Here is a 12,863-nt window from a genome sequence, read left to right as displayed (position 1 = left end):
CAAAACCAACCAGAACTGAGGTGATTTCGATCAAAAAAGCCGCCAACGATGACGGCTTTGGGCAACACTCTCTAAGTCTACTGTCTCTTTTACTGAGCGTGCAGACTATCGGAAGCTAACTCCGTTACCGATCCATTCACGCCCCTAAAAATGAATTCCGCGCGAGTCTGTTAAAAGTGATATTTCACTAACAGATTGACATTAGACTCATGAGTCGGAAAGCCCAGTGTATCGGCAATGCCGAATTTATTGCGCCAGTACACATACTCAACCCCGAGATAGAGACGCTCTTCCAGTCCCATGGCTTTGCCTGCATTCCATTTGAGCTGGGATGTCCAGTTCATGCTGGCACGCTGGTCTTCTGTACTGGAAAACCAATCCAGAAAGCCATCAAACAAAAATGCTTGTTGTCCGATTGAGAAAGGATATCCCCAGACTGTGGTCAACTGCCAGTTGTCCTCAACCTGGTCATTATTGCGTCGATAGGTGTTCACCTGTAAGTATTGGAACCCTGGAATATTTAAATCCAGACCAACGCCATGAAGAAAGTGAGTCGCATGCTCGGCCATTTCTACCGTATTGGCGAACAACACATCCTTGATGAGCCCCCCTTTTTCAGGGCAATAAATCTCTAACTTGCAGCCGCTTAAACGAGGTGACCACTCGGCGTAATTTTCCCGACCACCATCGCGAGAACGTAAGTGATCCAGAAAGAAAAAGCTATCACCCCAACTAGCACCTGATGCATGCTCAAAGGTCAGCACAGCCCGGCGACTGTCACCAACTCGGTAATTTTCGCCATACAGGTACGTCGCACTAAAATCCTGCCACAACAGTTTTGCGTGTAGCGGCGCAGTCAATAAAAGTGTCCCTAGGACAAGGAGCGTCTTTCTCATCGGTATAGGTAGCCTAACTTTTACAGGTAAGATTAGCTTATCGCAGGATACGCACAGGTGTCAGCCTTTATCGACGGGCCCCAGAGAGAGGCAACAAGCCGGCGCACATAACCAGCGTTATCACGATACCCCATTTCCTGCCGACCAGCCGCATTGCGGGACCACGAGAAGTACAAATGGTAATCCAGTTTTTAACTTCTGCACTCAGTGGATTTGCTCGAGCTGCTCGTACAGCTCATCGATCTCCATGTCCAGGGCTTCAATCATAGCGCGCTGGGTTTCCAGAAACTCTTCCTCTACTCCTTCCGAGACCTCACGAGCTTCAAGTTCCCGCTGAGTTTTATCACGCTTTTTCTTGAGCTTTTTAATTTCTGACTGAATTTGTTTTTGATTTTTCATAGCTGTTTACAAACAGGTTCGGTTACAAGTTCCAGAATATGTCAGACTTATTGAAAATTAAAGATATTTCTTTTAACTGTCGTTTTAGTTTTGTGAGTCAGCCTTACCGGTGACATCAGCGATATAGTCATCATAGCCCCGTTCCTTCATGACGGACAGCGGAATAAACTCCAAAGCCGCAGAGTTCATACAATAGCGAAGCCCCGTCGGCTCAGGACCATCGGCGAACACATGCCCCAGATGAGAGTCGGCAATTCGGCTTCTGATTTCGGTCCGACTGATAAACCAACTGTTATCTTCCCGTCTGACAACGGCATCAGGTCGGATTGGCCGGGTAAAGCTCGGCCAGCCAGTACCGGAACGGTACTTATCAGCCGAAGAAAACAATGGCTCACCACTGACCACATCAACATAGATACCGGACGCCTTATTGTCCCAATAGGCGTTGTCAAATGGCGGCTCAGTCTCATCCTGCTGGGTGACCCTATATTGCATGGGCGTCAGCTGTTCTTTGAGTCGAGCTTTAGCAGGCACTTGATAGCGGCTATCGGCCTGCGTCATACCGCCCGGATTATCATTGGTGAAGCGCTGGTAGTCCACACCACTGGTCTCTCCCCAATGCCGCTCGACAAAATCGTAACGCCCGGAGTTAAAAGTGTAGAACTTATAACGTAGTGGATTTTTTTTATAATAGTCCTGGTGATATTCCTCAGCACGATAGAATTCAGAAAAAGGGGTGACCGGCACCACGATGGACTGCTCAAAAGGCCCGTACTGTTGTAGCCACTGCTTCGATGCCTCAGCAACCTGCTGCTGCAGGTCATTGTGATAGAAGATTTCAGGCCGGTATTGCTGCCCCCGATCCACAAACTGCCCGTCTGCATCAGTGGGATCCATGATTCGCCAAAACTTTTGCAGCAATCCTGCATAGGAAATCACATCGGGATCGTAGTAAACCTGCACCGCTTCGGTGTGGCCTGTACTGCCCGATGAGACCTGCTGATAGGTGGGGTGAGCTTCCGTTCCTCCCGTGTACCCAGACACGACTTCCCGTACGCCCTCAAGCTGTTCGAAAGCCTCCTCAACACACCAAAAGCACCCCCCCGCCAAGGTCGCAACCTGCTCTTTGGCAGACAGCGCACCGGATGAAAGCACAGTTACCAGTAGTATGGCTACAGTCTTGATTAGCTTCACACTTCACCTCAATCAATAAACGACTTACTCTTTATTGACCGGCAAAGCGCAGAAAGATTACTCAGAATACAAAAATTGTGGAGGGATAATCAGCTTCCGTACGTACGAATCGTATATGTCGAACAACCTTAAAAGTCTTCATTGTCCCGGTTGCCATTAAAGCAAGAGCTTGCCACATCTTAGATTAAAGCCCGAAACAGAAGTCGCGTCTGTTTAGAGGTAATCTGCGTACAAGTCTTTTTTATAATAGAGTTTTCCCGCTAACACTTTGACAGCGATCATCACGGCGCAAGCGGTCACAATAAGGTTGCAGATAGCCTGTGATGACGCGTAAAACACACCGAGTGCATCAGACTTTATTATGAACCTGTCGACATAGCGGGCCACTTCCAGGGTTCCCATGAAAAACAGGCTCCCCAACAATAATTGCACGGTAGCAAGCTTATTTAAACCATTGTTAAACGTATTGGAGACGATAGAAAAGAAGCAGCTCATATAAATCAGGGCATAACCCAAATACCAGCCAAACCTGATGAGTGTCTTATACTCCTCTACATGCCAGATCGCCTCCATCCCTATAAGGAAAAAACCCTCAACCAACCTTAGAAGGAGAATCGTAAACAATACCATAGAGATCGGACGATTAGCCCTACCAAAAACAACAACAATTAATACTGCAAGTATGTCGAGAAATACGATACTTCTCGCCAAATGGGATAACCAGTCAACCACTCGATTCTATCAACTTGATTTTTCAGAAAGGAATGTAAGTCTGGCACACTAACGAGAGAGAAGTAAAGGAGGTTTGGGTAACCATGTATAGATCATTCTCAGGTTACCCCAACCTATTCGTATAAGTGTGGATAAGTTACGAATAAACCGGTGGCTCAAGACCGCCCTTTCCGAAACAGATGCTACAAGCAATCAGTTCACTACCCTTTACTTCCAGATCAGTTAGCGAGCTGTCAGAGATCACTGCAGCGAAAGAAGAAAAAGCGAATATCACTGCCAGCGCAGGAAGTATTTTTTTTAATTGAATCATTGAATGGTCTCCCAATAATAAATATCGATGGTATTGGTTGCTTCAAAGAGCAACACTGAGAGACTGCAAGTTAGATGCCAAGAAGGAGACATCTCTGGAGCGCATAGCTGCCTTGCTATCCAGCGATAGACAATATTTTGACAAGGCCATTATCGGTGGAAATATATCGCCCAAACGGCAACAACATGCCTTTGGATGGCAATGCACTGCGCAGCAAAAGACCGCCCACTGGCTAGAGAAGGAAAATAACGTAATAAGGAGCGCGAATTTTAATCGCTTGTATCTTGTGCCAACGGCGTCGGTTTAAGTCTGGGTTCGGTGAGTCAAATAGCAGCACATCAGCTTAAGTGGAGAAAAAATCATTGAGATAATTGGTACCCGGGCGCAACGCGAACACAGGACGTGTGAGCTGGGGGGGGCGGTGCATCAGGGATGTGTTGACTCAAGACACAAATAGCGCCTTGTGTACCAACAGACGGGGAATCATTAAGAACCGCACGCCAACGGCGTCGGTTTAAGTCCGGGTACACCAATTCAAACAATTGAACATCAGCTTAAGTGGAGAACAAAATCAAAGAGATAAATGGTGCCCGGGGCCGGACTTGAACCGGCACGAACTTGCGTTCGAGGGATTTTAAATCCCTTGTGTCTACCAATTTCACCACCCGGGCATCGGGTGCAAGTCTGTCGACTTGGGTGTGATATTCTGCTTAAAGAAGCATGGAGGCGGGTCCCGGAGTCGAACCGAGGTCCACGGATTTGCAATCCGCTGCATAGCCACTCTGCCAACCCGCCTTGGGAATAAAGTTTGGAGCGGGAAACGAGATTCGAACTCGCGACCCCAACCTTGGCAAGGTTGTGCTCTACCAGCTGAGCTATTCCCGCAAACTTTATATGTTACTTCTGCTCTTTGGTCATCCTATAGGGCTGAGCTATTACAAAGTACTTCCTGTACCTCTCCCTGTGCATATCGCGCTGGGCGAAATGTGGAGCAGAATTCTACAGCCACTGCCCGGACTGTCAACCACAAAAGTGCCCTTTTGCTTGCGACTGCTGCTTTTTTAGCTTAACCGGCCTATTTTCCAACAAAAAACGTTGTTAGGCGTCGCTTTTGACCAGTAAAAACTTCCAGGCCGCCATCAGGTAGATCGCCATAGACCATACCGATAACGCCGTCGCCAACCACAGCAAAATATGCCCCAGCGTGACCCAATAAATGGTGACCCCCATAAAGGTCTCCAACTCCGACAGCAAGCCGATAAGCGCCAGCATCTGAGCCATCGTCTTGGCTTTGCCGATAAAGGAAACCTTAACCATCTCCTTTTGCCCTGACTCAGCCATCCACTCTCTGAGAGCGGAAATAAACAGCTCTCGCGACATTAATAAGATAGCTGGGATCGTCACCCACAGGCTGTCGTAAGTATGAGCCACCATTATCAGGGCAGCCCCTACGATCAACTTGTCCGCTACCGGATCCAAAAAGGCCCCAAAGGGCGTAAATTGCCCCAAGCGACGGGCCAGATAACCATCAAACCAATCGGTGATCGCCGCAAACCAGAAGATAAAGGCCCCGGCCTGATGGGCCCAGCGCCAATCCAGGAAATAAACGACGACAAAAACCGGTACCAGCAGCACTCGGAGAAGGGTAAGAATGTTCGGTACTGTCCACATGTAACGCTGCTTTCCAATTATTGATGTAAATGTTCGTAAATGGCTTCGGCCAGCGCCTGACTGATACCCGGCACCTTGGCCAATTCGCTGGTGCTGGCATTTAGCACCTCCTGCATTCCGCCCAGGTACTTCAGCATCACCTGACGGCGCTTCGCGCCCACTCCGGGAATAGACTCCAGCCGGGACTTAGTTTTGGCTTTCTGCCGGCGTTGCCGGTGACCGCTGATGGCAAAGCGATGGGCTTCGTCGCGGATATGCTGAATTAAATGCAACGCTATCGAATCTGCAGGCAGCGGGATAGTAGCATGATTTCCGGCCAAGATGAGAGTTTCAAGGCCGGGTTTTCGGCTGGTGCCTTTGGCAACACCGATAAGTAGTGGCATTTTGTCATGAGGCCAATCCTCAAACTGGGCCTCGGCCTGAGCCAGCTGCCCTTTACCGCCGTCGATAAGCAAAATATCCGGAATCTTACTGTCGTCCTTTACATTGCGATAACGGCGGCGCAACGCCTGAGCCATGGCGGCATAGTCGTCGCCAGGTGTAATACCCTCAATGTTATAGCGTCGGTAATCGGCCTTAAACGGCCCCTCCCGATTAAATACCACACAGGAAGCCACCGTCTGTTGGCCGGAGGTATGGCTGATGTCAAAGCATTCCATACGCTGAACAGGTGACTCCAGCTCCAGCGTCTGCTCCAGCTCCTGATACCGCGCCACAACGGACTTTTGACTGTTCTGACGCGACTCCAGCGCCGTCTGGGCATTGGTATTCGCCAGTTGCAGATAGCGGCGTCGCTCGTCCCGCGCGCCACGGTAAAAACTCACCGAGTGCCCGGCCTGCTCAGCCAGCAACGATGCGATGGTGTCCTGCTCTTGCAAAGGCACCGGCACCACAATTTGTTTGGGAATGGACTTATTGCCCGCCAGGTAAAACTGCAACAAGAACGCCTGGAAGATCTCTTCCGGCGAGGAGTCTGCCGGTACCTTTGGGAAAAAGCTTTTGTTACCCAACAACTTATTATCACGAATAAAAAAGCCCTGAATACAGGCAAGACCGGGAGCGGAGGCGATACCAAACACATCCATCTCCGGCTGATCACCACTGACCCACTGCTGTTCCTGCACCTTGCGCATGGCAGAAATCTGGTCCCGATAGCGTGCTGCTGCCTCAAAGCGCAACTCTTGGCTGGCCGCTTCCATTCGGTTTACCAGCTCATCAATCACCTCGCTGCTCTTACCCTTCAGAAACTTGCGTGCCAGGTCCACCTGCTGCTGATACTCTTCATCAGTAACCAGCCCCTTCACGCAAGGTCCGGCACAGCGTTTTAACTGATACTGTAAGCAAGGCCGGGTGCGGGCCTGATAGTAACTGTCCTGACACTGACGTACCGGAAACAATTTCTGCATGGTACGCAGGCTTTCGCGGACCGACCAGGCACTGGGGTAAGGGCCAAAATACTCGCCTTTGAGCTTGCGCGAGCCGCGGTGCATTGTGAGCCGCGGATGTTGATGATCGGTAAGCACAATATAAGGGTACGACTTATCATCCCTCAGCAGAATGTTATACCGGGGCTTATACTTCTTGATGTAATTATTTTCGAGGATAAAGGCTTCGGCTTCCGAATGGGTCACCGTTACATCCATATCGGCAATCTGTTTTACCAGAGACTCGGTTTTAACGCTGCCCACGTTAGTACGAAAATAACTGGCCACACGCCGTTTGAGGTTCTTGGCCTTACCCACATAGATCACCTCACCGGCGGCGTTGTACATACGGTACACGCCGGGCTGTTCGGTCAGGTGTTTCAAGAAAGCCTTGTGGTTAAAGGCAGAGGTTTGGCTCATTAAATATCGGAGCTGATCACGTTGTGTTTGATGGCCAGCCGGGTCAGTTCCACATCGCCGGAGACCCCTAACTTATCAAACATCCGGTATCTGTGAGTATTCACGGTTTTGGGCGTGACATTGAACTTAGCAGCAATATCCAGCACCCGCTCGCCCCGCGTCAGCATCAGCATAATCTCCATCTCTCTCTGGGAGAGCTTTTCAAAGGGATTCTGGCTGTCACCGCCACAGCGACTAATGGCAATTTGCTGCGCCATTTCGGGCGTCAGAAATTTCTGGCCTGAATGAACTTTGAAAATGGCCTGCAACATCTGCTGAGGCCCGGCGTCCTTGGTGATATACCCCCACGCACCGGTTTCCATCACTTTGGCAGGCAAGGCATTATCCTTGTGCATAGACAAGAAAAGCACTCGGGTATCCGGGCAATGGTGCAGAATGCGTTTTGTGGCCTCCATACCACCCAACCCTGGCATATCCAGGTCCATCAACACCATATCCGGTTCTAATGCCCTACATTGTTTTACCGCATCTTCGCCGTTGTCGGCCTCACCCACCACTTTAATGTCTTTTTCTTTATCCAGCAGTGAGCGAATGCCAAAGCGAACAATATCGTGGTCATCCACTAAAAAAATGTTAATCAAGGGGAAGCTCCTGAGTAATTTGAGAGCCCTCTATGTCCCACCAAAGGTGCTACTGTTTATTACCGATAAAAACTGCTGCTGAGCCGATTCCAGCCTTGAACCACATCGGCTCTACCCTGCCCGATATTACGGGCATAACAGCGACTGACTGTACACTCAATCAACCAGCGATCCCGCCCTACGTGCAATTTTTCCGGGCCTTTGGGCTTGCCACCACACCGGCATGTGTCAGGCGTCGATCGCTTCTCTGGCAACATTGAGTCATCCGTCTATCACATTGTAACTATTCATAAATACCACAAAGATTATCCCAAAAGCTATGCCTGGACCCGTAAATGTAGCAAATGCACACCAAATGATGAAAAATCCAGCGCCCACGGGCATCAAAGGACCAGTGATTCGGGTTACACTATAGGGCAAACGCATCATCGGATTGTGACAGTGAAAAAGAATATTTACGTGGCCTACACCGGCGGCACCATAGGCATGCATCCTTCCGATAAAGGCTATGTCTGTGTGCCCGGCTTCCTGAGTCAGACATTAAGCAAAATGCCCGAGTTCCATCGCCCGGAAATGCCTCAGTTCACCATCCACGAATACGACCAGTTGATCGACTCATCGGATATGAGCCCCAACGACTGGCAGCAGATCGCCGAGGACATTCGAGCTAATTACGACCAATACGACGGTTTTATTATCCTGCACGGCACCGACACCATGGCGTATACCGCCTCGGCCCTGTCCTTTATGCTGGAGGACTTATCCAAGCCTGTGATTGTGACCGGCTCCCAGATCCCACTGGCCGAGCTGCGCAGCGACGGTCAGGTGAACCTGTTAAACGCCCTGTATCTGGCCGCCAACTACCCCATTGCCGAAGTCAGCCTGTTTTTTAATAACCAGCTGTTTCGCGGGAATCGCAGCCGTAAGATCCACGCCGACGGTTTTGACGCCTTCGCCTCCCCAAACTTCCCGCCGCTGATCGAAGCGGGGATCAACATCGAACTGCGTCAGGGCAAACTCAGCCAGCCCAGCAACAAACCATTGCATGTACGCTCAGTCACTCCGCAGCCAATTGGCGTGATCACCCTATATCCCGGAATCAGCGCCGAAGTGGTAAGAAACACCCTGCAACAGCCGGTAAAAGCGTTGATATTGCTAAGCTACGGTGTGGGCAACGCCCCTCAGAACAAGGCCCTTTTGGATGAACTGGCCTACGCCAGAGACAACGGCATCGTCGTGCTTAACTGCACCCAGTGTTTAAAAGGCAAGGTCAACATGGCCGGCTACGCCACCGGCAACGCCCTGGCCCAGGTCGGCGTAGTCTCCGGCAGCGATATGACCCTGGAAGCCGCCCTGGCCAAACTGCACTACCTACTCAGCCAGGACTTATCGGTAGATGAGATTAAAAACGCCCTTAAACAGAATTTAAGGGGTGAAGTGACGGAGTAACGCCTCAATCAGCCGCCGCCGAAGGCGGTCGGCTGGATTGACTTGTTATGAGCATTTCTCAGGGAAGATACCATTCAACCATATCTTGAATGTATTTTGGAGCTGTATAGATTTCATCTTTGAAGTTTATGGTTTCTTCACTGATATAAAGTATATATTGCGTGATATCAGCAATGTTCTCTGGTGGGAAACCGTACCGCATCAGTAACGTATGCATGGTATTGTTGGTTCCGAACCTCAAGAGCTCGATCATTTTATCAGCACGAACATCTGATGTATGGTCTTTATATATCTTGAAGGTAGTAATGAATGATTCTGTTAACGAGAATGATATAACCTGATCCAAGTAATCGTACGTATCAAATACTATTGCATCATAGCTGACGTCTTTCGCTCTACTAGAAGCATCGAACATTGGATAAGAATTAGTAAGTGAGCTTTTTGGCAGTTTTACTGCTGGTTGTGAAAACTCAGGACTTCCGTGATGGCCAGAATCTTTTTTTGATATATAGCTGTAACGAATACCTACAATTTCTCTAAATGAGCGGCCTTGAATGACTTGCAAGAAAATTGAGATTGCCTGTCTGAAAACCGCTTCTTCTCCGTCATACAACACTCTATTGATATAGGCTTCATATAGAAAACGAAAATAAACCTCTAACGACCTCCTTTTTTGTTTGTTTTGAGAGCCATATAGGGCATCTTTAATTGTTGCCTCGTCATAAATAATATTTAATATAGATTCGCAATATTTTATGGTTTCAGGTGTTGTTAAACGCTCAATTTTAGAAGGGGGAGCTTGTTTGTCATCATCGAAGCTGCCATCTTTAATAGAATCAATGAGTTCTACCTTATCTTGATCGATATCTTCCGAGTCAATTATTGACTCTTCACTTAATAAGAATTTATCATTGACTCTTTGGGCAAGTAATTTAGGGCTTTTTGTAAAAACATAACCAAAGTCGAATTTAGGATCATTAGAAAGTCTTCCTGCCCGCCCTATTAGGTTTTTAAAGGAAAGTGACCTGCTCTGATCATTCTCACCTAAAATTCTCATGTTATCTAGCCACACAATATCAAACGGCATATTTACCCCTTGAGCTAGGGTGCTAGTAGCGAAGCATATTTTTGCATAGCCTTTTCTAATCAAGTCTTCTACTAAGAATCTGACCTCTAAAGGAACAGAACCATGATGAATTACAATCCCCTTGCGCAACAACTCAACCATATCTGAATCATGTCCATCATTGTCAGCACCAAGTAAGTGCTCGATAGTATTAATAATATCTATCGCATCATCAGCTTCGATGTTTTTATAGTTGTCGATATATTTTTTAAAAGGCTCAATATATGAACCATTATATATTGAGTTTTTTGAAACGAAGACTAGTACGGAATGAGTTCCATCAAAAGCAAAATCATTAAACTTTCCGTCTAACTCAACACAACTCTTTATATGGTGACCATTTTCACTATACGGAGAGAATTGATAATACTTCCTATTGCTACTGTGTTGAAAAATAAATATTTTCCCAACAGTACCGTGCGTATATGACCTTGAGTATCCAGAATCTTCTGAGAAATCGTGCTTTTTCAGTTGAGCTTCGGGGTTTTCAACAAAAGGGTGTGCGAATATTAATTTTGCTGAAGGGTAATGTTTTTTCACTCTTCTGACGAATACATCAAATATTATTCCCCGCTCATTCTCCTCAGAAACTTGGGCCTCATCAAAGAAAAATATTTTTATATTAAGACTGAGGTTTCCGGTAAAAAGATCTCTGGCCCTTTCTGGAGTTAGAATAAATATCCTTCTAAGATTCCTTGATTTGAATATGTCATCAACAAAGGGAGAAATCATTACATTCTTATCCCCCTTAAACTTCTTTTTCATTGTATTGACATATTCCGCAATTAAAGCTCTTGATGGTACAACTACTACAGCATCCCCATCGTCCTCAGCAATAAAGTCTCTTATTGAATATGATTTCCCTGCACTAGTTGGCGCAGAAATAGAGACGACACGATTATCATTTACTGCTCGCCTAACACTTGCTTGCACAGGCGTTAGGTATTCACCAAAATCATTTTTGTGCTGCTTGCCAAATCCAGAAATGAGAAATGAATATAAACTGTTTGGCTCAGGCAACTTATAAAACAAGCCAAGTGAAGAAATTATTTGTTCTTCGTGTTCTTCAAATATCTCACCGTGGAATTTTTTATAATAACTTAGTTTTTCTAATATTTCTGAACTTATAGGCCCATCTCGGTGGAGTTGGTCAAGTAATACAGACAGACCAATTAATGGATTAGGGTTGTTAACGATCTCAGTAATACTCACCGAGTTACTCCTACCAAGTAGACTGATTTGATTTCATCAGCGTTAAGTTTCTCTTCTGCAGACTTAATGGCATTATGTATGATCGAGAGAGGATTATCAGTGTTTATAGAAAATGCAGCCACAACCCCATAGCTATCTTTATCAAGATTATCTATTGCTTCACCCGAAACCAAGTTTATTAAATGAATACGATCTCTAAAGTGTTTTTCATCATCAATGAATCCTTTCGCTTGATTTATTGCATTCCCGTGTGGATTCGATACTCCAGAGAATTTAGCCTCGCCAAAATTTATTATTTGCTCTGAGCATACTGTATGAAAATCAAAACCTTCATTTTGCTTTAATTGAGGTTTCCAAAGTTCAGCTACTGGTAGCGGTAAGTGGTTAAATATTGCTTCTAGTGCATGAGTCGAACCAATAGATACCATAACTTCACCAAACTCACTACCTACATTACAAGATGCAGCTGTATTTTGGAAAATGCTAACTAATGCCTGAGCTGTTTCATTAACTGTTCTGTCATATGCTCGCCGGCATCCTGGATCTAAATTCATCATCCATGCTGTATCAAGGACATTTTTAGCCAGTTCATTTGCTATTTTATCGATCTCGTTAACATGTACATGGCAAACTTTGATTTTTTCAATAGTGGATTTACTAACGACCTCCCTAAAATCGCATCCCCAGTTAGCGTCGATGTGTTGGCTTCCGTATCCTAGTTTTTCTGTCATCAGTTGATTCTTCTAAATGATAGATGTGATTAAAGTTACTGAACTTGATGTATGCGCTGCTCATAACAGTTATTAGTGTGCACGCGCGATAAATACAGAGTTCTGGAAGCTTGATTGGAGAGCAAACATTGAATAACTCCTTTTAAAACAGTCCGTTACGGGTATGCCGCCAGGTCGCGACAAACCGGTTGTTTTGTGGAAAACGAGTACAGTCTAACTTGGCGCTCGCCAGAAACACAAGCCTGTCAAAAAGCCTTTTAGTATCAGCCTGATACAAGAGTGGCTTTGGAGAAAGCGAGCGCCTTACTAGCGACCTGACACCGATTCTGGTGTAAGTTCTATTATACCTGTATAAGAGTTGAGTAGTTTGACTTAGGCTTTCCCTGCTGGCTATGACACGCCATCCACAGGGTGTTTTAACGGGCCAACTGGTGCGGACTGAGGCTTACGAGTTGAATGTTGGAGACCCTGAGACAAGCTCAGGGTGACTGGGAAGGTTGGGTTTACTCCTTGTCGCTTTGACTTTCCCTTGACGAAAAAAGGCTCAATCGAACGCGAAATCCTGGACGATTTCGCGAGGCGATAGTTTTGCAGGACGCTACCTTGAGCCGGTTCGATGCTTTCAGAGCCTTGGTTCGGCAAGGTTCCCGGAAAGTCA

At 46.9% G+C, this 12,863-nt stretch carries 11 protein-coding genes and 3 tRNA genes; 1 reads left to right on the top strand and 13 read right to left on the bottom strand.

What is annotated here, in order from left to right; translation table 11 throughout:
- Positions 1-170 precede the first annotated feature (170 nt).
- The 11 genes from HMF8227_RS06265 to uvrY all read right to left on the bottom strand — a co-directional run bounded on the left by HMF8227_RS06265 (position 171) and on the right by uvrY (position 7,687).
- A complete protein-coding gene (locus HMF8227_RS06265) occupies positions 171-860 on the bottom strand; it encodes a DUF5020 family protein (protein WP_239421225.1) in 690 nt (229 codons plus the stop codon).
- Positions 861-1,100: 240 nt separating this feature from the next.
- Positions 1,101-1,295: a hypothetical protein gene (locus HMF8227_RS06260; RefSeq protein ID WP_109339356.1), complete on the bottom strand. Its 195-nt coding sequence runs from the start codon at positions 1,293-1,295 to the stop codon at positions 1,101-1,103.
- Positions 1,296-1,379: 84 nt separating this feature from the next.
- A complete protein-coding gene (msrB, locus tag HMF8227_RS06255; protein WP_204101036.1) occupies positions 1,380-2,489 on the bottom strand; it encodes a peptide-methionine (R)-S-oxide reductase MsrB in 1,110 nt (369 codons plus the stop codon).
- A 213-nt stretch (positions 2,490-2,702) separates the two neighbouring features.
- Entirely contained in the window at positions 2,703-3,221 is a 519-nt protein-coding gene (locus HMF8227_RS06250; protein ID WP_109339355.1) for a hypothetical protein, read from the bottom strand.
- A gap of 136 nt (positions 3,222-3,357) precedes the next feature.
- Entirely contained in the window at positions 3,358-3,531 is a 174-nt protein-coding gene (locus HMF8227_RS15030) for a hypothetical protein (protein ID WP_162558518.1), read from the bottom strand.
- A 584-nt stretch (positions 3,532-4,115) separates the two neighbouring features.
- Positions 4,116-4,202: transfer RNA gene (locus tag HMF8227_RS06240), tRNA-Leu, on the bottom strand.
- 50 nt (positions 4,203-4,252) lie between these two features.
- Positions 4,253-4,326, bottom strand: a tRNA-Cys gene (locus tag HMF8227_RS06235).
- 14 nt (positions 4,327-4,340) lie between these two features.
- Positions 4,341-4,416 (bottom strand) — tRNA-Gly (locus HMF8227_RS06230).
- Between the two features lie 213 nt (positions 4,417-4,629).
- Positions 4,630-5,202 carry a CDP-diacylglycerol--glycerol-3-phosphate 3-phosphatidyltransferase gene (pgsA, locus tag HMF8227_RS06225; protein WP_109339353.1) on the bottom strand — a complete coding sequence of 191 codons (573 nt, stop codon included), beginning with the start codon at positions 5,200-5,202 and terminating at the stop codon, positions 4,630-4,632.
- Positions 5,203-5,219: 17 nt separating this feature from the next.
- A complete protein-coding gene (gene uvrC / locus HMF8227_RS06220) occupies positions 5,220-7,046 on the bottom strand; it encodes an excinuclease ABC subunit UvrC (protein ID WP_109339352.1) in 1,827 nt (608 codons plus the stop codon).
- Positions 7,046-7,687 (bottom strand): UvrY/SirA/GacA family response regulator transcription factor, encoded by a 642-nt coding sequence (uvrY, locus tag HMF8227_RS06215; RefSeq protein WP_109339351.1) that lies wholly within the window; start codon positions 7,685-7,687, stop codon positions 7,046-7,048. The genes uvrC and uvrY overlap by 1 nt, the downstream gene beginning before the upstream one ends.
- A gap of 441 nt (positions 7,688-8,128) precedes the next feature.
- Between uvrY and ansA the strand changes: the two genes are divergently transcribed.
- Positions 8,129-9,136, top strand: coding sequence for an asparaginase (gene ansA, locus HMF8227_RS06210; protein ID WP_109339350.1), 1,008 nt, complete (start codon positions 8,129-8,131; stop codon positions 9,134-9,136).
- A gap of 58 nt (positions 9,137-9,194) precedes the next feature.
- Here the strand turns inward: ansA and HMF8227_RS06205 are convergent, their stop codons facing one another.
- Together HMF8227_RS06205 and HMF8227_RS06200 are read right to left on the bottom strand one after the other, a co-directional pair.
- The gene (locus HMF8227_RS06205) at positions 9,195-11,474 is read right to left on the bottom strand and encodes a DEAD/DEAH box helicase (protein ID WP_109339349.1); all 2,280 of its coding nucleotides are present in this window, start codon (positions 11,472-11,474) and stop codon (positions 9,195-9,197) included.
- Positions 11,471-12,205, bottom strand: coding sequence for a hypothetical protein (locus tag HMF8227_RS06200; RefSeq protein ID WP_109339348.1), 735 nt, complete (start codon positions 12,203-12,205; stop codon positions 11,471-11,473). Before HMF8227_RS06200 ends, HMF8227_RS06205 begins: the two co-directional genes overlap by 4 nt.
- Positions 12,206-12,863 lie beyond the last annotated feature (658 nt).

The sequence above is a fragment of the Saliniradius amylolyticus genome, from assembly GCF_003143555.1.
GTDB classification, from domain to species: Bacteria; Pseudomonadota; Gammaproteobacteria; order Enterobacterales; family Alteromonadaceae; genus Saliniradius; species Saliniradius amylolyticus.
Note: the sequence above shows the minus strand (reverse complement) of the source record. Positions and strands in the feature narration are given on the sequence as shown.